This window comes from Ollibium composti (assembly GCF_004801285.1).
Classification (GTDB): domain Bacteria; phylum Pseudomonadota; class Alphaproteobacteria; order Rhizobiales; family Rhizobiaceae; genus Mesorhizobium; species Mesorhizobium composti.
Genome location: NZ_SSNY01000001.1, coordinates 572,891 through 598,009, shown reverse-complemented (window position 1 = coordinate 598,009; position 25,119 = coordinate 572,891). Strand labels below are relative to the sequence as shown.

At 65.2% G+C, this 25,119-nt stretch carries 26 protein-coding genes; 6 read left to right on the top strand and 20 right to left on the bottom strand.

From position 1 onward, the window contains the following. Positions 1-8: 8 nt before the first annotated feature. The 13 genes from lipA to E6C48_RS02780 all read right to left on the bottom strand — a co-directional run bounded on the left by lipA (position 9) and on the right by E6C48_RS02780 (position 11,994). Complete coding sequence (lipA, locus tag E6C48_RS02840) at positions 9-977, bottom strand: lipoyl synthase (RefSeq protein ID WP_136353759.1); 969 nt, start codon at positions 975-977, stop codon at positions 9-11. Beyond that, positions 978-1,262 carry a GlsB/YeaQ/YmgE family stress response membrane protein gene (locus E6C48_RS02835; RefSeq protein WP_136353757.1) on the bottom strand — a complete coding sequence of 95 codons (285 nt, stop codon included), beginning with the start codon at positions 1,260-1,262 and terminating at the stop codon, positions 978-980. Between the two features lie 77 nt (positions 1,263-1,339). Next, on the bottom strand, positions 1,340-2,785 hold the full coding sequence (lpdA, locus tag E6C48_RS02830) for a dihydrolipoyl dehydrogenase (protein WP_136353755.1): 1,446 nt from the start codon (positions 2,783-2,785) through the stop codon (positions 1,340-1,342). After that, on the bottom strand, positions 2,778-3,425 hold the full coding sequence (locus tag E6C48_RS02825; protein WP_136353753.1) for an SGNH/GDSL hydrolase family protein: 648 nt from the start codon (positions 3,423-3,425) through the stop codon (positions 2,778-2,780). Before E6C48_RS02825 ends, lpdA begins: the two co-directional genes overlap by 8 nt. Positions 3,426-3,435: 10 nt before the next feature. Continuing rightward, positions 3,436-4,818 (bottom strand): pyruvate dehydrogenase complex dihydrolipoamide acetyltransferase, encoded by a 1,383-nt coding sequence (locus E6C48_RS02820; protein WP_136353751.1) that lies wholly within the window; start codon positions 4,816-4,818, stop codon positions 3,436-3,438. Between the two features lie 18 nt (positions 4,819-4,836). Beyond that, on the bottom strand, positions 4,837-6,237 hold the full coding sequence (locus tag E6C48_RS02815) for a pyruvate dehydrogenase complex E1 component subunit beta (protein WP_136353749.1): 1,401 nt from the start codon (positions 6,235-6,237) through the stop codon (positions 4,837-4,839). Between the two features lie 15 nt (positions 6,238-6,252). Beyond that, a complete protein-coding gene (pdhA, locus tag E6C48_RS02810) occupies positions 6,253-7,290 on the bottom strand; it encodes a pyruvate dehydrogenase (acetyl-transferring) E1 component subunit alpha (RefSeq protein WP_136353747.1) in 1,038 nt (345 codons plus the stop codon). 175 nt (positions 7,291-7,465) lie between these two features. Continuing rightward, positions 7,466-7,789, bottom strand: coding sequence for an FtsB family cell division protein (locus tag E6C48_RS02805; protein WP_136354009.1), 324 nt, complete (start codon positions 7,787-7,789; stop codon positions 7,466-7,468). 133 nt (positions 7,790-7,922) lie between these two features. Beyond that, a complete protein-coding gene (gene eno / locus E6C48_RS02800; protein WP_136353745.1) occupies positions 7,923-9,197 on the bottom strand; it encodes a phosphopyruvate hydratase in 1,275 nt (424 codons plus the stop codon). Between the two features lie 208 nt (positions 9,198-9,405). Next, positions 9,406-9,771 (bottom strand): PRC-barrel domain-containing protein, encoded by a 366-nt coding sequence (locus tag E6C48_RS02795; protein WP_136353743.1) that lies wholly within the window; start codon positions 9,769-9,771, stop codon positions 9,406-9,408. A gap of 71 nt (positions 9,772-9,842) precedes the next feature. Continuing rightward, positions 9,843-10,046: a dodecin family protein gene (locus E6C48_RS02790; RefSeq protein ID WP_136353741.1), complete on the bottom strand. Its 204-nt coding sequence runs from the start codon at positions 10,044-10,046 to the stop codon at positions 9,843-9,845. A gap of 74 nt (positions 10,047-10,120) precedes the next feature. Next, positions 10,121-10,954, bottom strand: a complete 834-nt coding sequence (gene kdsA / locus E6C48_RS02785; protein ID WP_136353739.1) for a 3-deoxy-8-phosphooctulonate synthase — start codon at positions 10,952-10,954, stop codon at positions 10,121-10,123. After that, positions 10,951-11,994: a VOC family protein gene (locus E6C48_RS02780; protein ID WP_330998545.1), complete on the bottom strand. Its 1,044-nt coding sequence runs from the start codon at positions 11,992-11,994 to the stop codon at positions 10,951-10,953. Before E6C48_RS02780 ends, kdsA begins: the two co-directional genes overlap by 4 nt. Positions 11,995-12,439: 445 nt before the next feature. Here E6C48_RS02780 and E6C48_RS02775 point away from each other — a divergent pair, with 445 nt between their 5' ends. After that, the gene (locus E6C48_RS02775; RefSeq protein ID WP_230978643.1) at positions 12,440-13,909 is read left to right on the top strand and encodes an NCS1 family nucleobase:cation symporter-1; all 1,470 of its coding nucleotides are present in this window, start codon (positions 12,440-12,442) and stop codon (positions 13,907-13,909) included. Between the two features lie 42 nt (positions 13,910-13,951). On the opposite strand, the gene E6C48_RS02770 is transcribed toward E6C48_RS02775, so the two are convergent. The 7 genes from E6C48_RS02770 to tpiA form a co-directional block, all read right to left on the bottom strand. Next, positions 13,952-14,494: a DUF1697 domain-containing protein gene (locus E6C48_RS02770; RefSeq protein WP_136353735.1), complete on the bottom strand. Its 543-nt coding sequence runs from the start codon at positions 14,492-14,494 to the stop codon at positions 13,952-13,954. A gap of 4 nt (positions 14,495-14,498) precedes the next feature. Next, entirely contained in the window at positions 14,499-14,699 is a 201-nt protein-coding gene (locus tag E6C48_RS23225; protein ID WP_456238540.1) for a ParE family toxin-like protein, read from the bottom strand. Between the two features lie 53 nt (positions 14,700-14,752). After that, positions 14,753-14,953 carry a hypothetical protein gene (locus E6C48_RS02760; RefSeq protein WP_136353731.1) on the bottom strand — a complete coding sequence of 67 codons (201 nt, stop codon included), beginning with the start codon at positions 14,951-14,953 and terminating at the stop codon, positions 14,753-14,755. A 41-nt stretch (positions 14,954-14,994) separates the two neighbouring features. Then, positions 14,995-16,623 carry a CTP synthase gene (locus tag E6C48_RS02755; RefSeq protein WP_136353729.1) on the bottom strand — a complete coding sequence of 543 codons (1,629 nt, stop codon included), beginning with the start codon at positions 16,621-16,623 and terminating at the stop codon, positions 14,995-14,997. Positions 16,624-16,759: 136 nt separating this feature from the next. After that, complete coding sequence (locus tag E6C48_RS02750; RefSeq protein WP_136353727.1) at positions 16,760-17,869, bottom strand: L,D-transpeptidase; 1,110 nt, start codon at positions 17,867-17,869, stop codon at positions 16,760-16,762. Between the two features lie 213 nt (positions 17,870-18,082). After that, positions 18,083-18,625 carry a preprotein translocase subunit SecG gene (gene secG, locus E6C48_RS02745; protein ID WP_136353725.1) on the bottom strand — a complete coding sequence of 181 codons (543 nt, stop codon included), beginning with the start codon at positions 18,623-18,625 and terminating at the stop codon, positions 18,083-18,085. A 149-nt stretch (positions 18,626-18,774) separates the two neighbouring features. Further along, positions 18,775-19,539: a triose-phosphate isomerase gene (tpiA, locus tag E6C48_RS02740; RefSeq protein ID WP_136353723.1), complete on the bottom strand. Its 765-nt coding sequence runs from the start codon at positions 19,537-19,539 to the stop codon at positions 18,775-18,777. Between the two features lie 122 nt (positions 19,540-19,661). On the opposite strand from tpiA, the gene E6C48_RS02735 reads away from it, so the two are divergent. From E6C48_RS02735 to E6C48_RS02715, 5 genes are read left to right on the top strand one after another with little or no spacing between them, the layout of a single operon-like run. Next, a complete protein-coding gene (locus tag E6C48_RS02735; protein WP_136353721.1) occupies positions 19,662-21,548 on the top strand; it encodes a peptidyl-prolyl cis-trans isomerase in 1,887 nt (628 codons plus the stop codon). Beyond that, positions 21,545-22,555: an anthranilate phosphoribosyltransferase gene (gene trpD / locus E6C48_RS02730; protein WP_136353719.1), complete on the top strand. Its 1,011-nt coding sequence runs from the start codon at positions 21,545-21,547 to the stop codon at positions 22,553-22,555. Before E6C48_RS02735 ends, trpD begins: the two co-directional genes overlap by 4 nt. A 3-nt stretch (positions 22,556-22,558) precedes the next feature. Next, complete coding sequence (gene trpC / locus E6C48_RS02725) at positions 22,559-23,374, top strand: indole-3-glycerol phosphate synthase TrpC (RefSeq protein WP_136353717.1); 816 nt, start codon at positions 22,559-22,561, stop codon at positions 23,372-23,374. A gap of 2 nt (positions 23,375-23,376) precedes the next feature. After that, entirely contained in the window at positions 23,377-23,883 is a 507-nt protein-coding gene (gene moaC, locus E6C48_RS02720; protein WP_136353715.1) for a cyclic pyranopterin monophosphate synthase MoaC, read from the top strand. Further along, positions 23,880-25,085 carry a molybdopterin molybdotransferase MoeA gene (locus E6C48_RS02715; RefSeq protein ID WP_136353713.1) on the top strand — a complete coding sequence of 402 codons (1,206 nt, stop codon included), beginning with the start codon at positions 23,880-23,882 and terminating at the stop codon, positions 25,083-25,085. The genes moaC and E6C48_RS02715 overlap by 4 nt, the downstream gene beginning before the upstream one ends. Positions 25,086-25,119 lie beyond the last annotated feature (34 nt).

The following is a 25,119-nucleotide window of genomic DNA, read 5'->3' as shown; positions in this document are numbered from 1 at the left end:
CCGGCCGCTCAGGCCGACTTGGCGAGTTGCGCCTCGCGTGCGGCGCGCAGGCGGGCGAAATCCTCGCCGGCGTGGTGCGACGAGCGCGTCAGCGGGCTCGAGGCCATGAGCAGAAATCCCTTGGTCTTGCCGACCGTCTCGTAGGACTTGAACTCGTCCGGCGTGACGAAGCGCACCACCGGATGGTGCTTCTTCGACGGCTGGAGGTACTGACCGATGGTCATGAAGTCGACATTGGCCGAGCGCAGGTCGTCCATGAGCTGAAGCACCTCGTTGCGCTCCTCGCCCAGCCCCACCATGATGCCCGACTTGGTGAAGATCGACGGATCGAGCTCCTTCACCCGCTGCAACAGCCGGATCGAGTGGAAATAGCGGGCGCCGGGCCGCACGGTGAGGTAATTCGACGGCACCGTCTCCAGATTGTGGTTGAAGACGTCGGGCTTGGCCGCCACCACGACCTCCAGCGCGCCTTCCTTGCGCAGGAAGTCCGGCGTCAGGATTTCGATGGTGGTGGATGGCGTCGCCGCCCGGATGGCGCGGATCACCTCAGCGAAATGCTCCGCGCCGCCATCGGCGAGGTCGTCGCGATCGACGGAGGTGATGACGACATGGCTCAGCCCCATCGTCTTCACCGCATCGGCGACACGGTTAGGCTCGTCCGCGTCGAGCGGCAGCGGCATGCCGGTTGCGACGTTGCAGAAGGCGCAGGCGCGCGTGCAAATCTCGCCCATGATCATGAAGGTGGCGTGCTTCTTGTCCCAGCACTCGCCGATGTTGGGGCAACCTGCTTCCTCGCACACCGTCACCAGCTTGTGCGATTTCACGATCTCGCGGGTTTCCGCATAGCCCTTCGAGACGGGCGCCCGCACACGAATCCAGTCCGGCTTGCGCAGAACTTCCTGGTCGGGCCGGTGCGCCTTTTCAGGGTGGCGCGGACGCGGGGCCGGGGTAGCGGTTCTGTCGAGTACGGTGACCATTCAGTTCACTCCGCGGGCCTTGGCCCGGCCGAAAATCCACAGGATGACGATCGCGCCGATGACGGCCACGAGCAGGTTGCCGAGAAAGCCCTGATAGTGGACGTCGAGCAGGCTGGCCAGCCCGCCGCCCACGAAGGAGCCGGCGATGCCGACCAGGATGTTCGTCAGGAAGCCGTGGTCGCGGTTCATCGACCGCTCGGCGATCCAGCCGGCGAGGAAGCCGATCACCAGCATGCCGAAAAAGCCGACGCCCGGCATGGCCATGATCCCGACGCTCTGGTCCATTCCTGCCTCCTTCACAAGCCGCCGCCCCGATATAGGTCAACGGGCGGCCGGCAAACACCCCTGCCGCCACAGGCCCGTCATGCGTTCAGCGCGCGCCCATAGGCGTCGAGCACGCTTTCCTTCATCATTTCCGACAGCGTCGGATGCGGGAAGACCGTGTGCATCAGTTCTTCCTCGGTCGTTTCCAGGTTCATCGCCACCACATAGCCCTGGATCAGCTCGGTGACCTCGGCGCCGACCATATGCGCGCCGAGAAGCTGGCCGGTCTTCTTATCGAAGATGGTCTTGATGAAGCCCTGGTCCTCGCCGAGCGCAATGGCCTTGCCGTTGGCGCCGAATTGGAAGCGGCCGACGCGGATGTCACGGCCTTCCGCCTTGGCCTTCGCTTCCGTCAGGCCGACGGAAGCCACCTGCGGGCTGCAATAGGTGCAACCGGGGATTATTCCCTTGTCGAGCCCGTGCACGCCCGGAACGCCGGCGATGGTCTCGACGCAGATGACGCCCTCATGCTCGGCCTTGTGCGCCAGCATCGGCGGCCCGGCGACGTCGCCGATGGCGTAGATGCCCGGCACGTTGGTGCGGCCATGGCCGTCCACCACCACGCAGCCGCGGTCCGTCTTGACGCCCAGCGTCTCCAGCCCGAGACCTTCGATGTTGCCCTGCACGCCGACGGCCGAGATCATCCGGTCGGCGGTGATCTTCTCCACCGAGCCGTCCTTCTTCTCGACGGTGGCGGTGACCGAATTGGCGCCCTTCTCGACCTTGGTAACCTTCGCTTCGAGCAGGATTTTCATGCCCTGTTTCTCGAACTGCTTCTGCGCGAACTTCGACACCTCGGCGTCCTCGACCGGCATCACCTGTGGCATCACCTCCACCACGGTCACGTCGACGCCCATGGTGCGGTAGAAATAGGCGAACTCGATGCCGATGGCGCCGGAGCCCATCACCAGCAGCGACTTCGGCATCTCCTTCGGCACCATCGCCTCGAAATAGGTCCAGACCAGCTTGCCGTCTGGCTCGATGCCGGGCAACACGCGCGGCCTGGCGCCAGTGGCAAGGATGATGTGCTTGGCCGTGTAGGTGCCCTCGCCCTTGGTCCCTTTCGGCGCCGGCGGCTGCGGCTCCATCGCCTTCTTGGCGGTCTTGGAGACGACGATCTCGCCCGGCTTGGAAAGCTTGGCCTCGCCCCAGATCACGTCCACCTTGTTCTTCTTCATCAGGAAGGCGACGCCGCCGTTGAGCCTGAGCGAAACCTTGCGCGAGCGGTCCACCACAGCGGCGGTGTCAGCCGTCACCGGCCCGCCGATCTTCAGCCCGTAGGCTTCGGGATGGTCGGCATAGTGCTTGATCTCGGCCGAGCGCAGCAGCGCCTTGGTCGGGATGCAGCCCCAGTTGAGGCAGATGCCGCCAAGGTGCTCGCGCTCGACAATCGCCGTCTTGAAGCCGAGCTGTGCCGAACGCACCGCCGTGACATAGCCGCCGGGGCCGGAGCCGATGATGATGACGTCGTAATTCTCAGCCACGGCTTGTCTCCTTGGTTTCCAGCATTGCGCGGACGACCGGGGCCAGCGCCTCGCCGATCTTTCGCGTGTTCTTCGCGTCGAGATGGATGCCGTCGAGCGGCGTGGTCGTCGCGACCGCAGCGGCGTCGAAGAAGCCGCAGCCCGTTTCCGCAGCCAGCGCGGCGAAGAGTGGAGCAAGATGCTTCGACGACGCCTCAGCGCCGGCGAACATCGCCCTGTACTCGGCATTTTCGGTATGACCTGCCACAGGAGGCGCAACGATCAGGATCTGCGGCGGCGGCCACCCGTAGTCGTGGCTGCGCACGATCTCGATCAGCCGTTGCATCCCCTGCTTCGCCGCGACCGGATTGCCGTGGATCCACGGCTTCATGTCGTTGGTCCCGAGCAGGAAGATGATCAGATCGATGGGCGTGTGGGTCATCACGACGGTGGGCAGGATGCGCGCGCCATTGCGATCCGCGCCAGCCACGTACTCGTCGAAGGCGGTGGTGCGGCCATTCAACCCCTCGGCGATGACCTGCACCGACGAACCCAGTGCCGCCTGGACGACGCTCGGCCAACGATCCTCAAGGGAATGACGGCCACCTTCGGGGTTGAAGCCCCAGGTCAGCGAGTCGCCATAGCAGAGGACCGTCTTCACCAGCCTGACCCTAGACGAGCATCGCCATCGGGTTCTCGACGAGCGTCTTGAAGGCGCCGAGCAGTTCGGCACCAAGCGCGCCGTCGACGGCGCGATGATCGGTCGACAGCGTCACCGACATCACGGTGGCCACCTTGACCTCGCCGTTCTTCACCACGGCCCGCTGCTCGCCGGCGCCGACCGCCAGGATCGTCGCATGCGGCGGGTTGATGACCGCGGCGAAATCCTTGATGCCGAACATGCCGAGATTGGACACGGCCGTCGTGCCGCCCTGGTATTCCTCGGGCTTCAGCTTGCGGTTGCGCGCGCGGGAGGCGAGGTCCTTCATCTCGTTGGAGATCGCCGACAGCGATTTCTGGTCGGCCTTGCGGATGATCGGCGTGATCAGCCCGCCCGGAATGGACACCGCCACGCCGACGTCGGCATGCTTGTGCTTGACCATCGCGGCATCCGTCCAGGACGCGTTGGCGTCCGGCACCGCCATCAGCGCCATGGCCATCGCCTTGATGATCATGTCGTTGACGGACAGCTTGTAGGCCGGCACGTCGCCCTTGTCGGTCTTCTTCGTCGGGGCGGCGGCGTTGAGCTGCGAACGTAGCGCCAGCAGCGCATCCAGTTCGCAATCCAGCGTCAGGTAGAAATGCGGGATGGTCGACTTCGCCTCGACCAGCCGCTTGGCGATGGTCTTTCGCATGTTGTCGTGCGGGACGAGGTCGTAGGAGCCCTGCTCGAACAGCTTGAGCACCGCGTCGTCCGACATTGCTTTTGGAGCGGCGGTCGGAGCAGCGGTCGGGGAGGCCGCAGCCGTGGCGGCAGGCGCCGCCTTGGCACCGCCGCCGGCGATGGCCGCTTCGACGTCTGCCTTCACCACCCGGCCATGCGGGCCGGAACCGGAAACCGCCGTTACGTCGATCCCGGCATCCTTGGCGATGCGACGCGCCAGCGGCGAGGCGAAAGTGCGATGGGGATATGGATTGTCGTCGCCCTGTGTCTTGGCAGAACCGTTCGCGACAGGCGCGGCACTCGCTGCGGCCGGTGCCGGCGCGGCGGCGGGTGCAGCCTTCGGGGCATCCTGCTTCGGAGCCTCGGCTTTTGCCTCAGCCTTCGGCGCCGCATCGCCGCCGCCCATGGCGGCAGCGCCGACATCCTCGCCCTCACCGGCAAGGACGGCGATCAGCGCGTTGACCTTGACGCCCTCGGTGCCGGCCGGCACGACGAGTTTGGCGACCGTGCCCTCGTCGACGGCCTCGACCTCCATGGTCGCCTTGTCGGTCTCGATCTCGGCGATCACGTCGCCCGGCGAAACCTTGTCGCCCTCCTTGACCAGCCACTTGGCGAGGTTGCCCTCTTCCATCGTGGGCGACAGGGCCGGCATGGTGATGTTGATCGGCATTGTTCCCTCCCGGCCGGCTCAGCGATAGGTGACGGCTTTGACCGCCTCGATGACCTCGCCGACGTTCGGCAGGGCCAGCTTTTCGAGATTGGCCGCGTAAGGCATCGGCACATCCTTGCCGGCGACGGTGATGACCGGCGCGTCGAGATAGTCGAAGGCCTGGCGCGACACCTGGTTGGCGATGAAATCGCCCACCGAGGACTGCGGGAAGCCTTCCTCCACCGTCACCAGCCGGTTGGTCTTCTTTACCGAGGCGATGATGGTATCGAGATCCATGGGGCGAATGGTGCGCAGGTCGATGATCTCGGCGTCGATGCCCATCTTGGCGAGTTCGGCCTCGGCCTTGACCGCATAGGTCATGCCGATGCCCCACGAGACGATGGTGACGTCCTTGCCCGCTTTGTGGATGCGCGCCTTGCCGATCGGCAGGACGAAGTCGTCCAGCTTCGGCACGTCGAAGGAATGGCCGTAGAGGATTTCGTTCTCGAGGAAGATGACCGGGTTCGGATCGCGGATCGCAGCCTTCAGCAGGCCCTTGGCGTCGGCGGCGCTGTAGGGCATCACCACCTTGAGACCAGGGATATGGCTGTACCAGGCGGCGTAATCCTGGCTGTGCTGGGCCGCGACGCGGGCGGCCGCGCCGTTCGGGCCGCGGAAGACGATCGGCGCGCCCATCTGGCCGCCGGACATGTAGAGCGTCTTGGCCGCCGAATTGACGATCTGGTCGATCGCCTGCATGGCGAAGTTGAAGGTCATGAACTCGACGATCGGCTTCAGGCCGGTCATCGCAGCACCCACCCCGACGCCGGCGAAGCCGTGCTCTGTGATCGGCGTGTCGACGACGCGCTCGGCACCGAACTCCTGCAACAGCCCTTGCGTGATCTTGTAGGCGCCCTGGTACTCGGCGACCTCCTCGCCCATGACGAAAACGTCGGGATCGCGACGCATCTCCTCGGCCATGGCGTCGCGCAACGCTTCGCGAACGGTGGTCGAGACCATCTCGGTGCCAGCCGGAATGTCGGGATCGGCGGCGGCTTCCGCCTTCGGCGCGGCGGGCACGGGCGCGGCCGCATCGCTGGCCGATGCCTCGGCAGCCTTCGGCGCCGGCTCCTCGGCCTTCGCGGGCGCCTCCGCCTTGGCGGGAGCGGCAGCCTTGCCGATGTCGCCGGCGGTCTCGCCGTCCTGCAACAGCACGGCGATCGGCGTGTTGACCTTGACGCCCTCGGTGCCGGCGGCAATCAGGATCTTGCCCAGCGTGCCCTCGTCGACGGCCTCGACTTCCATGGTCGCCTTGTCCGTCTCGATCTCGGCGATCACGTCACCGGGCGCGACCTTGTCGCCCTCGTTCTTCACCCACTTGGCGAGATTGCCCTCTTCCATCGTCGGCGAGAGCGCAGGCATCAGAATTTCGATCGGCATATCCTAGCCCTCCCCTTACAGCGTGATGTCGGTCCAGAGCTCGGACGCGTCCGGCTCGGGATCGGTCTGGGCGAAGTCGGCCGCGTCGGCGACGATGTCGCGCACCTCCTTGTCGACAGCCTTCAGCTCGTCCTCGCTCGCCCACTTCTTCTCCGTGAGCCGCGCCTTCACCTGCTCGATCGGGTCGTGCTCGGAGCGCATCTTCTGCACTTCTTCCTTCGAGCGGTATTTGGCCGGATCGGACATGGAGTGGCCGCGATAGCGGTAGGTATTCATCTCGAGGATGATCGGGCCGTTGCCCGAGCGGCACCATTCCGTCGCCATGTCGCTGGCCGACTTCACCGCCCGCACGTCCATGCCGTCCACCTTGATGCCGGGAATCCTGAAGGACGCGCCGCGATGCGAGAAATCCGTCTCGGCCGAGGAGCGGGTCACCGAAGTGCCCATGGCGTAGCGGTTGTTCTCGATGACGTAGATGACCGGCAGCTTCCACAGCGAGGCCATGTTGAAGCTCTCGTAGACCTGGCCCTGGTTGGCGGCGCCGTCACCGAAATAGGTGACCGAGACGTTCTTGTTGCCGCGATACTTGTTGGCGAAGGCGAGCCCCGTGCCGAGCGACACCTGCGCGCCGACGATGCCGTGGCCGCCGTAGAAATTCTTCTCCTTGGAGAACATGTGCATGGAGCCGCCCTTGCCCTTGGAGTAGCCCCCGCGGCGGCCCGTCAGCTCGGCCATCACACCGCGCGGGCTCATGTCCATGGCAAGCATATGGCCGTGGTCGCGATAGGCGGTGATCATCTGGTCGCCCTCCACGAGCGCCATCTTGATGCCGGTGACGACGGCCTCTTGACCGATGTAGAGGTGGCAGAAGCCGCCGATGAAGCCCATGCCGTAGAGCTGGCCGGCCTTTTCCTCGAAGCGGCGGATCAGGAGCATGCCGCGATAGGCGTCGAGTTCCTGTTGCTTGGTGAAGTCTGCCGGCTTCGGGGTCGTCAGCGCCGATTTGCTGTCGGCTTTCGATTTGGCAGGCGCTTTCCTGGCGGCGGTAGCCATCAATCACTCCCTGTTGGCGTCTCTTTGCGGACTGCGGAGGAGTGTCTCGCCTCCCCGTCGATTGAGGACACGCTAACATGCAATTTAGACGTTCGCCAATGCGGAAAAATGCATGGCTGTCATGCGACTAAACGGTTAAAATCATTGGAACTTAGCAAGATTAACCGGAATTCGGTTAATTACCCGAACCCGGCAACATGACCGTCACTTCGTCAGGATGCGAGACGTTCAGGGCGCGCCGCGCCTGTTCGTCCAGCATGTCCTTCTCGAGCGAGCCGTCGTGCAGGAGCTGCACCCGCCGCTCCAGTTCGATGCGCTGCCCCTTTATGGCGGCGACCTGCGCCTGCAGATCGGCCACCTGAGCCTGCATCCGGTATCGGGAATAGATGCCGAATTCGCCATGATAAGCATGAAAGCCGAAATAGGCCAAGACCGCCGCGCACAATGTCGGCACGATCAGCCGACCGATGTTCCGCTGCTTGTGCTGGCGTGTCCACATGACCCTGGTTCTCATCCCTCCTTTCTCGCAGATTCTTGCTTAATGGACGGTTACGGACGCCGGGATCACGCGCCTGGGTAAAAAAGAAAAGGCGGCAAAGCCGCCCTTTCCTCCGAGTTCCGGAACAGGCCGTTCAGCCCTTGAGGATCGACGTGCCGGCATAGTGCGCCTGGCTGCCCAGTTCCTCCTCGATGCGGATCAGCTGGTTGTACTTGGCGATGCGGTCGGAGCGCGACAGCGAGCCGGTCTTGATCTGCCCGCAATTGGTGGCGACGGCGAGGTCGGCGATGGTCGAATCCTCCGTCTCGCCGGAACGATGCGACATCACCGCCGTATAGGCGGCCTTGTGCGCCGTCTCGACGGCGTCGAGGGTCTCCGACAGCGAACCGATCTGGTTCACCTTGACCAGGATGGAATTGCCGACGCCCATGCGGATGCCGTCGCGCAGGCGCGCCGAGTTGGTGACGAACAGGTCGTCGCCGACAAGTTGCACCTTCTTGCCGATCAGGTCGGTGAGAACCTTCCAGCCCTCCCAGTCGTCCTCGGCCATGCCGTCCTCAATGGAGATGATCGGATAGTCGCTCGCCAGCTTGGCGAGATACTTCGCCTGCGCCTTGGGATCGCGCGTCTTCTTCTCGCCCTCGTAGACGTAAGCGCCGTCCTTGAAGAACTCGGTCGAAGCGCAGTCGAGGCCGAGCGCGATCTCCTCGCCCGGCTTGTAGCCGGCCTTTTCGATGGACTCCATGATGAAGTCGAGCGCCTGCGGCGCGCTCTTCAGGTTCGGCGCGAAGCCGCCCTCGTCACCGACATTGGTGTTGTGGCCGGCGTCCTTCAGCCGCTTCTTCAGCGTGTGGAACACTTCCGAGCCCCAGCGAACCGCCTCACGCAGCGAGGACGCGCCGACCGGCATGATCATGAATTCCTGAAAATCGATCGGATTGTCGGCATGGGCGCCGCCGTTGATGATGTTCATCATCGGCACCGGCAGCACATGCGCGCCGGCGCCGCCGACATAGCGGTAGAGCGGCAGGCCGGCGGCTTCGGACGCCGCCTTCGCCACGGCCAGCGAAACGCCGAGGATGGCGTTGGCGCCGAGCCGGCTCTTGTTGGGCGTGCCGTCCAGCTCGATCATCGTCTGGTCGATGTGAAGCTGGTTCTCCGCGTCCATACCGCCGATCGCCTCGAACAGCTCGCCGTTCACCGCCTCGACGGCGCGCTCGACGCCCTTGCCGAGATAGCGCGGGCCGCCGTCGCGCAGTTCGACCGCCTCATGCGCGCCGGTGGAGGCGCCGGAGGGAACCGCAGCCCGGCCCATCGAGCCGTCTTCCAGCACGACATCGACCTCGACGGTCGGATTGCCACGGCTGTCCAGGATTTCGCGGCCCACGATATCGACGATGGCGGTCATTGGATGGTCCTCACGGCAATGGGTTGGAACGCGCCCGTCTTAGCCAAAGCGTCGCAAAACGCAATCGGCGGGCGCAAATAATGGAGGTCGTTAGAAAGTTCCCGGGAAGATACGGCATGGGTCGAACGGGCTCCAGATGCAGGAAAGGCCCCGCATACCGCAGGGCCTTTCCAGTATCGCTCATCGCCAGACGGCGTGGATAAGATGGTCAATGCCAATAAGGCTGGACGCCGTAATAGCTGTAGGATTCGTCACGCGCCGTCTCGCCGTCGCCGGCCGTCAGTTCGTTGATCGAATGCGCGGGTGCGGCCTTGAGCTGTTCCTTGGAGAAGGGGACGACATAACCGCCCCTGTCCTTGTCGTAGTCAAGCGTGGACCACGGCACGGCATGATACTTCTCGCCCATGCCCAGGAAGCCGCCGAAACCGACGACCGCGAACATGATGCCGTTGGACATCTTATCGAGCATCACGTCCTCGATTTCGCCGATGGATTCGCCGGCCGTGTTGTAGACGGACGTGCCGATCACGCGCGAGGCGGCGATGGCTTCGGTATGTCCGGTAGGGGTGGTCATGGCAGTCTCCTCGTTGTCGTTGAACATGCAGCGACAATGAGGGGCATGGCCGAAAGTTCCGCCCTTTCCGATCACTCCTCGAGGACGAAGGTCACTTTCATATTGACGCGGTAGGCGACGATCTTGCCGTCGGCGACCTCGACCTTCTGTTCCTGCACCCAGGCGCCCTTGACGTTCTTCAAGGTCTTGCTGGCACGCTCGACACCTTTCTCCAATGCGTCCTGGAAGCTGACTTTCGACGACGAGGTGATCTCGGTGACGCGGGCGACGGACATGGTTTGCTCCTGCTGTTCGCTGAACCCCCGTGGTCAGCCTATAGCTCGCGCCCGCTCGTCACAAGGCGGCCGGGTCACGCCTTCACTATCCGGTCCAGCGCCATCAGCCTTTCGAGCAACGCCGGCATGTCCTTCAGCGGCACCATGTTCGGGCCGTCCGAAGATGTGGAATTGTCAGGGTCGTCATGAGTCTCGATGAACACGCCGGCGACGCCGACTGCGACGGCGGCGGAGGCAAGCGTCTTCACGAATCGCCGCTCGCCGCCAGAGGAGCCCCCCTGCCCGCCCGGTTGCTGCACGGAATGGGTCGCGTCGAAGATCACCGGCGCTCCGAACTCCGCCATTATCGGTAGGGCACGAAAATCCGACACCAGCGTGTTGTAGCCGAACGACGCGCCGCGCTCGGTTGCCAGCACGTTGGGATTGCCGGAATCGACCACCTTGGCGATGACGTTCTTCATATCCCATGGTGCGAGGAACTGACCTTTCTTGACGTTGACCACCTTGCCGGTTTTGGCGGCCGCCACCAGCATGTCGGTCTGGCGCGACAGAAAGGCCGGGATCTGCAATACATCGACCACCTCGGCGACGATGGAGCATTGTTCGGCAGTGTGGACGTCGGTCAGAATCGGCAGGCCGAACTCCTTCCTGAGATCGGCGAAGACCGGCAGCGAGGCGTCGAGGCCGGCACCGCGCGTGGCGCCCAACGAGGTGCGGTTCGCCTTGTCGTAGCTCGATTTGTAGACCAGCCCGATACCGAGCTTTTGCGTCATTTCCTTCAGCGCGCCCGCCATGTCGAATGCGTGCTGGCGCGATTCGAGCTGACATGGGCCGGCAATCAACGCCAGCGGCGCGTTGTTGTCGAAGCGGACATTGCCGACGGTGACGGTAGGGTTCGGCTGGTTCATGCGGATTCCTCGAAGACGAAGGCTGCGCCCTGCCCCAATGCAGGAGGGACAATGAGGCTTGCGCCGCTGAAATGGTGATCGATGCCGGCTTCGGCAAGGCGCCGCGCCAGTCCCTTCACGTCCGACGCGGCAAAGACGATTGCCGCGAACCGCAGCGGCGAAGACTTCGCGGCCAGGCCGAAGCGGCGTTCAAAGGCATCCGGCTCGATCAGAGACAGACGCGCATTGGGCAGTTCGAGGCTGGCGCCTGTAGCCCTGTCGACCGCGGCATCGGCGGCCTCGGCGAGCAGACGCAGTTTGCCCCGGATATCGTCGCTGACACCCACCACCTCACGGAGGGCGGATACGCCGTTGGCATGCGTCTGCAATGCCGAGCGATCGACCTTCGGCACGTTGGCGCGCTCGCAGGCAAAGGTGAAAGCATCGGCCATGTCGGGCGCAGCCGCAAAGGCGAGGCGAAAAGACGCCGTATCCTGTTTGCCGGATGAATCGACGAAAGGTCGTGAAAAATCGAGCCGTTGGCCGGCGGAAATATCTGCCGCCACATAGCGCTCATGGTCGGCGTCGGCATCGTCGGTGCCGAATACGACGGCCGAAAAGCCTTCGTCGCCGTTGCGGGTGCGAAAGGTGCGGTCGCGGCCGACGAAGACGTTGCCGGCATCGGCCGCCTGCCCTGCCGTGTCGACATCGCCGATCGCCAGCGGTTCCAGGAAGGTGCCGCCACCGAAATAGACGCAGCAATTGATCGTGCCGAACGGATGGGTGCCCTGCGGCGCCACCGTGAACCCCAGCGCACCGAGCCGTGCCCGCGCGGTTTCGAGATCGCGCGTGGGAAGAACCAGATGGTCGAGTGGATGGGTCATGGGTGGTTCCGTGTGCACGAAGTGCCAGCTCTGTTCAAGAGGTGCCGTCGCCACGCTGCCTTTCGGCCCTGGCCATTGAGTCGGGAGGCGGGGCGCGAGGCCGTGCCTTCTATTGTATAGTACGTGGCGCGATCCTCGCGCCCCGCCCGGTGTGTTTGACGTCCAGTCGACCCTCATACACCCAGTCCGTCGTACCGCAATGCGGCTTCGGGCGTGTGCGCGTCATTCTCCGCTCCCCTTGAGACTCGCGTTTCCGCCGGGGTCGGGCCTGTCGGACGCTCCCCGGCATCCGGGAACCGATCCCCGTTCGTCAAGGCCACCGCCGTCTCCGCCTGATACCCGGTGCGCACCAGGTCCCGCCGGAAACGGTGGATCGAGTATGCGTGAGATGGGAGGCAGGGGGATAAAGTGCGGGCAGATTTTTTCCCGAAGCCCCGCCTTTCGCCCTGATGGCGAATGGGCGAGAGCGCGGCAGGACTTTTCCACAAGCCTATAGGCCCGCTCCGCATTGAATATCTTTAAGGTGAAAGGGCCTTAATAAATCGGTTCCGCTTCCCTAAGGTGAGGCGTACCTTTCCGTTTGCGCGGCCCACGCTGCCGCGCGACCAGAAGGGGACCGCTTATGACGACCACCGACATGATACCGGGGGCATCCCCCGGTCTTTACAACGAAGATCTCGCCCCGGCGAAGGAACGCAACTGGGGGCCGTTCTCCATCTTCAACGTATGGACGTCCGACGTCCACAGCCTTTGGGGCTACTATCTCGCGGCCAGCCTGTTCCTGTTCTGCGGCGGCTTCGTCAATTTCATCGTCGCCATCGGCGTCGGCTCGCTGATCATCTATTTCCTCATGAACCTGGTCGGCTATGCCGGCGTCAAGACCGGCGTGCCCTACCCCGTTCTGGCGCGCGCCTCGTTCGGCATCTGGGGCGCCAACATTCCGGCGCTGGTGCGCGCCATCGTCGCCTGCTTCTGGTACGGCGCCCAGACGGCGGCGGCCTCCGGCGCCATCGTGGCGCTGCTCACCCGCACGCAATGGTTCGCGGACTTCCACGCCAACAACCACATGCTCGGTCACTCGACGCTCGACGTGATCTGCTTCCTGGTGATGTGGGGCCTGCAACTGCTCATCATCAGCAAGGGCATGGAAACGGTGCGCCGCTTCCAGGACTGGGCCGGCCCGGCGGTGTGGATCATGATGCTGATCCTCGCCATCTATCTGTGCGTCAAGGCCGGCACCTTCGCCGTCACCAGCGACATTCCCATGGACGTGCTCCTTGACAAGACGAAGGACGCAGGCGTGCCCGGCACGCCGGGTTCGTTCGGCTCGCTCGCGGCCGTCGCGGCGATCTGGGTGACGTATTTCGCGGCCCTTTACCTGAACTTCTGCGACTTCGCCCGCTACGCTCCCGACAAGGCGGCACTGCGCAAGGGCAACCTGTGGGGCCTGCCGATCAACCTCATCCTGTTCTCGCTGGTCGCCGGCGTCACCACCATCGCGGCCTGGGACGTCTACCACGAGGTGCTGCTGCATCCCGACCAGATCTCGGCCAAGTTCGACAACTGGTTCCTGGCGGCCCTTGCCGCGCTGACCTTCGCGGTGGCGACACTGGGCATCAACGTGGTCGCGAACTTCGTGTCGCCGGCCTTCGACTTCTCCAACGTCTTCCCACGGCAGATCAACTTCAAGCGGGGCGGCTACATCGCGGCTCTGATCGCGCTCGTGCTCTATCCCTTCTCGCCGTGGGACGGCAGCGCGGCGAGCTTCGTCAACACCATCGGCGCGACGATGGGGCCGATCTTCGGCATCATGATGGTGGACTACTACCTGATCCGCAAAGGCGAGCTGGACGTCGTCGGCCTCTACAAGGAGGACGGCGAGTTCCGCTTCCAGAACGGCTGGCACGTCAACGCCTTCATCGCGGCGATCATCGGCGCGATCTTTTCCTCGATCCTGCCGAACTTCACCGACTGGCTGCCGGCCTGGTGGGGTGTCTACGGCTGGTTCTTCGGTGTCGCCATCGCCGGCGTCGTCTATTACGTGCTGCGCACGGCGGCACTGGGCGCCGGCGCCAAGGCGGCGAGGGCCTGAGGCTCGTTCACAACGACGGAAGGGCGGCTCCGGCCGCCCTTTTCATGTCTCCGAAAGCATCCACGCCAGGTTGCGCACCGTGTTCCAGTTGCGTGAAGTGCCGATGCCGAGGCGCTTGTGGTTCATGGCCGCCAGCAGCCGCGAATTCGGCCTTTCGCGAGAGAAGACGATCCACGGATCGCCGTCGACGATGGCGAATTTTTCGTCCGCGGACGCCGCCTGCCGCAGTTGGGCCTCGGCGTCCGCCGGAACCGGATTGCGCATGACGCGCACGGCGACCTGGCCCGGGGTGGCGCTTGCATCCTCGGGAAAAGGATTGGCCGCCGCCAGCGCCAGCCAGTCGGCGGCGTCGCGCACGATGATGTCGACATGCCTGCCGAAAGTTTTCGGAAAGGCCGCCTCCAGACGGCTTTCCAGTTCCGCAATCGCCGTGTCCGGTGCGTCGAAGACCAGATTGCCGCTGGAGACGAGCGTGCGGACATTCTCGTAGCCGAGGCCTTCGGCCATGGCACGAAGATCGGCCATCACCACCCGCTTCTGCGGCGTCAGGACGATGCTGTAGAGAAGCGCGACATAGGTCCTCATCGGCTCAACCGATCAACCTGTCATATTCGGCGTGCGTGCCAATCCAGAACCAATCGAATCCGTCGGGATTTTGAAGCGCAAGGGCACGGTGACCCACCCCGACACGAACAGACCACAGCTCGGAATCGATCTTCTTGAAGTGCAAACCTGGATAGCGTGGATTGTGTTGAAGCAGCGCGTAGCTCTTATCCGCTAGAATCTTCACGGAATCCGGAAGCGCATCATAGCGTTTCCAAAAAGATTCAGTCGCCCGATGCTTCAAAGCGGCCGCGTTTTGCCGGCGGCTATCTCGCGCTTTGCTTCTTCAACGAGCCTGTCCAGCTTGCCCGCTTTGGCATCGGCTTCGATCTGACGATCCCAGCGGTCGGCCTGCAATTCCTCGAACCACTTGGCGAATTCCTTGAAATCATCGCCTTCGAGCGCCTCGACGGATTTGGTGATTTGCTCAAGTTTTCCCATAAGGCGCAAAATACCACGAAAATCGAACGCTGGTCGAGTGCCTACACCAGCCGGCTCTGCTCCACCGCCGCCGCGATGAACGAGGCGAACAGCGGGTGCGGCTCCAGCGGCCGGCTCTTCAGCTCGGGATGGTACTGCACGCCGATGAACCACGGATGGTCGGCATATTCGACCGTCTCCGGCAGCACGCCGTCCGGCGACATGCCGGCGAACACCAGCCCGCATTCCTCCAGCCGCTGCTTGTAGTCGATGTTGACCTCGTAGCGGTGGCGGTGGCGCTCGGAAATCTCCGTGTCGCCATAGATGTCGGCGATCCTTGAACCGGGCGAAAGCCGCGCCTCGTAGGCGCCGAGCCGCATCGTGCCGCCCAGGTCGCCGGCCGCCTTGCGCTTCTCCAGCATGTTGCCCTTCAGCCATTCGGTCATCAGGCCAACGACGGGTTCCTTGGCCGGGCCGAACTCGGTCGAGGAAGCGTTCTCGACGCCGGCCAGCGAACGCGCCGCCTCGATGCAGGCCATCTGCATGCCGAAGCAGATGCCGAAATACGGCACCTTGCGCTCGCGTGCGAACTTGGCCGCGAGAATCTTGCCCTCCGAGCCGCGCTCGCCGAAACCGCCGGGCACGAGGATGCCATGCACCTTCTCGAGATAGGGCGCGGGATCCTCCTTCTCGAAGATCTCGCTTTCGATCCAGTCGAGCTTGACCTTGACGTGGTTGGCCAGGCCGCCGTGTGACAGCGCCTCGATCAGCGACTTGTAGGCGTCCTTGAGGCCCGTGTACTTGCCGACGACGGCGATGGTGACCTCGCCTTCGGGATTGTGGATGCGCTGCGACACGCCCTGCCACGGCTCCAGGCGCGGCTTCGGCGCCGGATCGATGCCGAAGGCGGCCAGCACCTCACCGTCGAGGCCTTCCTTGTGATAGGCCATCGGCACGTCGTAGATGTGGCCGACGTCCAGCGCCTGGATGACGGCCGATTCACGCACGTTGCAGAACAGCGAAAGCTTGCGCCGCTCCTCCTTCGGGATCGGCCGGTCGGCGCGCACCAGCAGGATGTCGGGCGCGATGCCGATGCCGCGCAGTTCCTTGACCGAATGCTGCGTCGGCTTGGTCTTCAGCTCGCCGGCGGTCGGAATGTAGGGCATCAGGGTCAGGTGCACGTAGACGGCGTTGTTGCGCGGCAGGTCGTTGCCGAGCTGGCGGATCGCCTCGAGGAACGGCATCGCCTCGATGTCGCCGGCGGTGCCGCCGATCTCGCACAGCACGAAGTCGTAGTCGTCATTGCCGTCGAGCACGAAATTCTTGATCTCGTCGGTGACGTGCGGGATCACCTGCACGGTCGCGCCAAGATAGTCGCCGCGCCGTTCCTTCTCGATGATGTTCTTGTAGATGCGGCCGGTGGTGATGTTGTCCTGGCTGTTCGCCGAGCGGCCGGTGAAGCGCTCGTAATGGCCGAGGTCGAGGTCCGTCTCGGCGCCGTCGTCGGTGACGAACACCTCGCCATGCTGATAGGGCGACATGGTGCCCGGATCGACGTTGAGATAGGGGTCGAGCTTCTTCAGGCGGCAACGATAGCCGCGCGCCTGCAACAGGGCTCCGAGAGCCGCCGAGGCAATGCCTTTTCCAAGGGAAGAAACCACGCCGCCGGTGATGAAAACATATCGCGCCATGGGAGTCGGTGCTTAACGCGGCCGGAACGATTCCGCCAGTGGAAAAACCGCCGCTTGAGGTTTTTCCCGGCACTGTCGAATGAGCAAAACAAAAGGGCCGGCTGTTCACCGGCCCTTGTCGCAGTTTTTCCGTTGCCTAAAGGATGACCACCTTGGTGCCCATCTTCACGCGACGGTAGAGATCCATGACGTGCTCGTTGATCATGCGGAAGCAGCCGTTCGAGGCGCTGGTGCCGATGGTCTGCGGCGCAATGGTGCCGTGGATGCGCAGATGCGTGTCCGTCTTGCCCTGGTAGAGGTAGATGGCGCGCGCGCCGAGCGGATTCTCGCCGCCGCCGGGCATGCCGTCCTTGTACTTGCCGTAATGGCTGGGTTCGCGCTCCTGCATTTCCTTCGTCGGAATCCAGCGCGGCCATTCCTGCTTGTCGCCGACGGTCGTTGTACCCTTGAACTGCAGGCCTTCCTTGCCGACGGCAATGGCGTAGCGGCGCGCCTTGAAGGCCGATTCCACCAGGTAGAGCCGCCGCTCGGTGGTGTTGATGACGATGGTGCCCGGCTCATAGCCCGAAAAGTCCACCTCCTGCGGCACGAATTCCGGCTTCACCTTGAACGGCTTCTTGGCCTGCTTCTTGGCCAGCGCCGCGTCCAGCGCGCGGGTTTCCGGCAGGTAGGAGATCGAGGAGGCCGACGAGCCGCCGAACAGGCCGGCGAACAGGCCGCCCGAAGACCGGGGCGCCGTTGCCGTCGATTCGGAACGCAGTTCGCCGTTGTTGCCGGTCAGCGCGACGTTCATCGCCTCCGCCGGCAGGGCTTCTTCCGCTTCCTGGATGGTCTCGGCCGGACGCGCGGCCTCGACCTTGGCCGTCTTCTTCTCGGCCTTCACCGCTTTTTCGGTCGTGTTCTGGTTCTTGCCGGCAAGAAACGCCTCGCGTCGGGCATCGGCCCTCGCTTTGGCCGCCTCGCGCATGGCCTGCTTCCGGGCTTCGAGTGCCTTGACCTTCGCTTCAGCCCGCTCGGCCTTGATCTGCTTTTCCAGTTCCTCGATACGGGCGAGATCCGCGTCGGTCGGCTTCTTCTTCTTTTTCAGCTGCTTCAGTTCCGCGGTCGGGCTTTTCGCCGCGACCTGCACGACATCGGTCTGCGATGCGGCCTGAGGAGCCGTGGAGGACGGCATGGCCGCGTAAGCGGGCGCGCCGACAAAAAGCGCGGCCGCGAAGCCGGCAAAAATGAAGCTGCGAAGCTGCATGACGAAAAATCCGATCAGATATGCGTGTTGCCCACGGCATAGCCCCGCCTCCCCCGCGAGGGAGCCGATCTGCCGCAGGCAAGCTATAGTCGAATCAGCGGATGGCGCTCAAGCGCGCCGGTCCGCCATACCCGTTCGAATCTTTGTGATAACGCGGCATTTGCCGCGACTGTGTTCAAACGACAACAGATTTCGGCAGGCTGATATAAACCGTTACTGGTTGGGAACCTGCGGCGCGGCCGGCTTCATGGCGCCGCCGTCGTTGGCCGGAGCCTCGCTCGCCGGAGCGGCGGGAGCCTGCGGTGCCATCGTGGGCGCGTTCGCCTGTGGCTCGGCCGGGGCGGCCGGAGCCGGCGCGGTGGTGGCGGAACCGCCGTCGGTCGGCGGCGTCGTCTGGTTGGCGGGCGCGGCCGGAGCCGTCGAGCCGGGCAACTGGTCGAGCACGCCCTTGCCGCCACCGTTCTGGCCGCCGCTGCTCTGGCCCGAGCCGTCCTGGCTGGCGGCCGGCAGCCGGTCGAGGATGTCGATGGGCTTTTCGCCGTAACGGGCGACCATCGACAGGATAAGCGAGGTGGCGAAGAAGATCGTCGCCAGGATCGCCGTCGCGCGCGTCAGCGCGTTGGCGGCGCCGCGCGCCGTCATGAAACCGGAACCGCCGCCGATGCCGAGCCCGCCGCCTTCGGAGCGTTGCAGCAGCACCACGCCGACAAGCGCGAGCACGACCATGAGATGGACGACGATCAGTACGGTTTCCATTATCTATCCCGGTAAGGCGTCCGGCCTGCGCGAACGCAGCCGCTCGATTGGAGGCGGCTCAATACAATGCTTTCGTGGCATTTCCAAGCCCGTGCCCCGAATATGGGGCCGTCGGGCGGCTTTGCAACCGCGCGGGCCGCTGGATGGGCTCAGACGGCCTGATAGGATTCCGCGATGCCGAGGAAATCGGCGGCCTTGAGGCTGGCCCCGCCGACCAGCGCGCCGTCGACATTGGCGACCGACAGCAGTTCGCGCGCATTGGACGGTTTCACCGAGCCGCCATAGAGGATGCGGATCTTCGCTGCCGCCGGCCCCAGCTTCTCCACCAGCCGCGCCCGGATGTGCGCATGCGCTTCGGCGACGTCGGCGGCGGTCGGCGTCAGGCCCGTACCGATCGCCCAGACCGGCTCATAGGCGAGAACCGTGTTGGCGGGGGTGGCGCTCACCGGCACCGATCCGGCGATCTGGCGCGACAGCACGTCGAGCGTGGCGCCGGCTTCGCGTTCGGCGCGCGTCTCACCGATGCAGATGATGGCGACGAGACCCGCCCGCCAGGCCGCGGCCGCCTTGGCATGCACCGTCGCGTCGTCCTCGCCGTGATCGGCGCGGCGCTCGGAGTGGCCGACGATGACGTGGCTGGCGCCGGCATCCTTCAGCATCTCGGCCGAAATGTCGCCGGTATGGGCGCCGCTCTCCTCGGCATGGCAATCCTCGCCGCCGACATGGACGGGCGTGCGCGACAGGATTTCCGCCGCCCGCGTCAAGAGCGTGGCCGGCACGCAAACCAGCGCTTCCGTCTCGGCATCCAGGCCGCTCATGAAGCCGTTGCCGATCATCAGAAGCTGGTTCAGCGAGGCGCCGGTGCCGTTCATCTTCCAGTTGCCGGCGACGAGCGGGCGGATTCCGGGTGTCATGGGCTGTTGTCTCCGATGGCCGTTTGCCGAGCGTCCTCACTACCAAAAACAGGTCACAAAGCAATCGACACTGGAAAGGAAGGACGCTATTGCGCTTGGCGACAGGCAATTTGGACGGCATCATGCTCGGAACTTTGAGAAACGCGGCAGGAACCTGGGTAGCCAAGACCCTGCTGTCGATCCTGGTCCTCAGCTTCGCGGTCTGGGGCATCTCCGGCCGCATAGCGGGCGTCGCCGGCCACGAGTCGGTCATCACCGCCGGCGGCACCTCCGTTTCGGTGACCGAATACCGCCTCGCCTACGACCGCCAGATCAACGCCATGTCGCAGCAGTTCGGCCAGCGGCTGACGCGCGACCAGGCGAAGGCGCTGGGCATCGACAACCAGGTTCTGGCGCAGCTCGTCTCCGGCGCCGTGCTCGACGAGCAGGCACGCAAGATGAGCCTCGGCCTCTCCAAGGACCGGCTGGCCGAGCTGACCCGCGAGGACCCCGCCTTCCGGGGACAGAACGGCCAGTTCGACCGGCAGATGTTCGAATATGTCTTGCGGCAGGTCGGCATGCGGCCGGAGGATTATCTGAAGAACCGCGGCCAGGTCGCCGTGCGCCAGCAGATCGTCGAAGCCGTCTCCGACGGGTTGAAGGCCCCGGACACCTTCCTCAAGGCCGTGGCGCTCTATCGCGGCGAAGACCGCACGATCGACTACCTCTCGCTGCCGAAGTCGATGGTCGAGCCGATCGAGGCCCCGAGCGACGACGTGCTGAAGGCCTATTTCGAGGAAAACAAGAAGACCTATGCGGCTCCCGAATACCGCAAGTTCTCCTATGTCCGCCTCGAGCCCGAGGACATCATGGACCTGAGCTCGATCAGCGACAGCCAAGTCCAGGAAGACTACGAGAAGAACAAGGAGCGCTATACGACGCCGGAAACCCGCACGATCGAGCAGCTGGTGTTCAAGACGCCCGAGGAGGCCCAGGCGGCGCTCGATTCGCTCAAGGCCGGCGGCACCTTCGACAAGCTCGCGACGGCGCAGGGCAAGACCGAGGCCGACACCTTGCTCGGCACCCTGTCGAAGGACAAGATCGCAGACAAGGCAGTCGCCGACGCGGCCTTCGCGCTCGGCCTCAACCAGGTCAGCGGTGTCGTCCAGGGCAGCTTCGGCCCGGTGCTGCTGCGCGTCACCGCCATCACGCCGGAAGTCGTCAAGCCGCTTGCCGAGGTCTCGGATGAAATCCGCAAGCAGATCGCGCTCGGCGAGGCCAACCGCATCCTGCTCGATGTGCACGATTCCTATGAGGACGCCCGCGCCGGCGGCGCGACCCTGCAGGAGGCCGCCGACAAGCTGAAGCTCAAGGTCGTCACCGTCGACGCCGTCGACCGCGCCGGCCAGCGGCCGGACGGCAGCGTCATCAAGGACCTGCCGGAATCGGCCGCCCTCATCCGCGCCGTCTTCGACGCCGAAGCGGGCATCGAGAACGACGGACTGACCACGGCGAACAACGGCTACCTGTTCTACGAGGTCGTCTCGGTGACCCCCGCTCGCGACCGTACGCTGGACGAGGTACGCCAGAAGGTCGCCGCCGACTGGACGGCCGAGGAAACCACCAAGCGGCTCTCCGCCAAGGCGGCCGAGCTGGAAAAGCGGCTCAAGGACGGCACGTCGCTCGACGCGCTGGCAACCGAACTGAAGCTGGAAAAGCAGACCAAGCGCGGGTTGAAGCGCGAGGCCGACGACGCCGACTTCGGCAAGGCGGGTGCCGCCATCATGTTCGGCGTCGGCGAAGGCGGCACGGGCATCGTGCCCTCCCCGACCGGCGACGGCGAGATCCTGTTCAAGGTCGCCGAGGTGTTCGAGCCGGCAGGCGCCGATGCAAGCTCCGTTCCGGAGGATGCGCAGAAATCCTTCGCCGGCGGCCTTTCGGACGATCTGCTCGACGAGCTCGTGGCGCAATTGCAAACCCAGTACGACGTACGCATCGACCAGGTCGCCGTCGAACAGGCGCAGCAATGAGCGCGCTGAAGCCGCATATCGCCAAGGTTGCGGCAGGCTCCCCGCTCACCTTCGCCGAGGCGCGCGAGGCATTCGACATCATCATGTCGGGCGACGCGACGCCGGGCCAGATCGGCGGCTTCCTGATGGCGCTCAGGGCGCGCGGCGAGACCGTCGACGAGATTTCCGGCGCCGTCGCCACCATGCGCGACAAGATGCTGCGCGTTACGGCGCCCGCCGGCGCGGTCGACATCGTCGGCACCGGCGGCGACGGCTCGCACAGCGTCAACATCTCCACCGCCTCGGCCTTCGTCGTCGCTGCCTGCGGCGTGCCGGTGGCCAAGCACGGCAACCGCGGCCTGTCCTCATTGACCGGAACCGCCGACGTGCTGACGGCGCTCGGTGTCAAATTGGATCAGCCTCCCGAAGATATCGGCCGTTGCGTCGGCAAGGCAGGAATCGGCTTCATGTTCGCGCCGAACCATCATCCGGCCATGAAGCATGTCGGACCGATCAGGGTCGAACTCGGCACCCGCACCATCTTCAATTTGCTCGGTCCCCTGACCAATCCCGCCGGTGTCGCCCGACAGCTTGTCGGCGTCTTCGCACCGGAATGGGTGGAGCCGGTGGCCGAGACCCTCAAGGCGCTTGGTTCCGATCATGTCTGGGTCGTTCATGGCGACGGCTACGACGAGATCACCACGACCGGCGAGACGCATGTCGCCGAACTGGCGAACGGCACAATCCGCACCTTCACGCTGACGCCTGAGGAATTCGGCCTGTCGCGCCACACCAAGGACGAGTTGCGCGGCGGCGACGCGGCCTACAATGCAGAGGCCTTGCGCGGCGTGCTCTCGGGCAAGCCGGGCGCCTATCGCGACACCGTGCTGATGAATGCCGGCGCCGGCCTCGTCGTCGCCGGCAAGGCGGCGACACTGAAAGACGGCATCGCCGCGGCCGCTGCGGCCATCGACGCGGGCAAGGCGCATGCCGTGCTGGAAAAGCTGGTCAAGGTGTCGAACGAATAGGCCATGACCGACATCCTGAAAAAGATCGAAGCCTACAAGCGCGACGAGATCGCCGCCGCCAAGGCGCGCCTGCCGCTGGCCGAGATCAGGGCGCGGGCGAAGGACGCCGACGCCCCACGCGGCTTTCGCGCGGCACTCGAGCGCAAGCGCGCGCAGGGCCGCTTCGCTCTGATCGCCGAGGTGAAGAAGGCGAGCCCATCCAAGGGGCTGATCCGCGCCGACTTCGACCCGCCGGCGCTGGCCCGCGCCTACGAAGCCGGCGGCGCCGCCTGCCTGTCGGTGCTGACCGACGCGCCCTCCTTCCAGGGCGCGCCGGAATTTTTGACCGCCGCCCGCGCGGCGACCGCCCTGCCCGCCTTGCGCAAGGATTTCCTGTTCGACCCCTATCAGGTCTACGAGGCGCGCGCCTGGGGCGCCGACGCCATCCTCATCATCATGGCCTGCGTCGACGACGCCATGGCGCGCGCGCTGGAGGATGCGGCTCTCGAACTCGGCATGGACGCGCTGATCGAGGTGCATGACGAGGCCGAGACCGAGCGGGCGCTGAAACTGTCGTCCCGCCTGATCGGCATCAACAACCGCAACCTGCGCACCTTCGAGACGACGCTGGAAACCTCCGAGCGGCTGGCGAAGCTGGTGCCGGCCGACCGGCTGCTTGTCGGCGAAAGCGGCATCTTCACCCATGCCGATTGCCGCAGGTTGGAAAAGGTCGGCATCGGCACCTTCCTCGTCGGCGAAAGCCTGATGCGACAGCCCGACGTGACGACGGCAACCCGCGCCTTGCTCGGCCTCGATGCCGCGATAGCGGCGCAGGCCTGACCATGGGCGGCGCTTCCGGCCTCACCCATATCGGCGCCCAGGGCGAGGCGCATATGGTCGATGTCGGCGCCAAGGCCGAGACCGAGCGCACGGCGGTCGCCGAAGGCTTCGTCTCGATGAAGCCCGAGACGCTGGCGACCATCGTGGCCGGCAACGCGAAAAAGGGCGACGTGCTGGGCACGGCGCGCATTGCCGGCATCATGGCCGCCAAGAAGACGCACGAACTGATCCCGCTCTGCCATCCGCTGCTTCTGACCAAGGTTTCGGTGGACATCGAACCGGTCGAGGCGCTGCCCGGCCTGAAGGTGACGGCGCTGGCGCGCGTCACCGGCAAGACGGGCGTCGAGATGGAGGCGCTGACCGCCGCGTCCGTCGCCTGCCTGACCATCTACGACATGGCCAAGGCGGTCGACCGCGCCATGACGATTTCCGGCATCAGGCTGGTCGAGAAGACCGGCGGCAAGTCCGGCAGCTACAAAGCTGACGAAGACGGGGCAGCAGGCCGATGACGCTGGTGCCTGTCGCGGAAGCGCTGACCCGCCTACTCGACGGCGTCGAGCCGCTGCCGGCAGAAAGCGTGGCCCTGCACGAAGCCCATGACCGCGTTCTGGCCGAACCGGTCGCAGCACTCCGCACGCAGCCGCCGTTCGACGCATCCGCCATGGACGGCTACGCCACCCGCGCCGCCGACGTCGCCGCCGCCCCTGCCCGGCTGACGGTGATCGGCGCCGCCCCGGCCGGGCGCGCGTTCGACGGCACGGTCGGGCCGGGCCAGGCCGTGCGCGTCTTCACCGGCGCGCCGCTGCCGGCCGGCGCCGATACCATCGTCATCCAGGAAAACGTGCGCGCTCTCGGCAACGGCGCGATAGAGGTGCTGGAGCCCACCGCCGCCGAGCGCAACATCCGTCGCGCCGGGCTGGATTTCCGCGAGGGCGACCTGCTTCTGGAAAAAGGGCGCTTGCTCGATCCGGCGGCACTGTCGCTCGCCGCATCCGCCAACCACCCGCGTCTTGAGGTGGTGCGCCGCCCGCTGGTCGCCATCATCGCCACCGGCGACGAACTGGTGGCACCCGGAGACGCCCTCGGCCCCGACCAGATCATCTCCTCCAATGCCTATGGCGTCGCCGCCGCCGCCGCTTCGGTGGGCGCTACGGCGCTCGACCTCGGCATCGCCGCCGACCGCAAGGAGGCCATCGCGGCGCTGGTCCGACAAGCGGTCGCGGCGGGCGCCGACGTCATCGTCACGCTGGGCGGTGCTTCCGTCGGCGACCACGATCTCGTCCACGACGTGCTGACCGGCGAAGGCATGACGCTGGATTTCTGGAAGATCGCCATGCGCCCCGGCAAGCCGCTGATGTTCGGCCGCATGGGCGCCATCCGCTGCATCGGCCTGCCCGGCAATCCGGTCGCCAGCCTGGTGTGCTCGCAGCTTTTCGTAAAACCGCTTCTGGCGAAGCTCGGCGGCCGTCCCTTCGCGCAAGATATCCGAATCGCCCACCTCGGCGCCGCAATGCGGGAGAACGACCGCCGCGAGGACTACGTCAGGGCGGTCGTGCGCGAAGACGGCGGGCGTCTCGTCGCCACGCCCTTCGGCATCCAGGATTCCTCGATGCTGCGCAAGCTGGCCGACGCCAACGGCCTGATCGTGCGCGCGCCGCACGCGCCGGCGGCCGCCGAGGGCGACACCTGCCCGGTGCTGATGCTGCGCTGAACAAATCGTCAAGGCATTCATGAAACTTTAAACG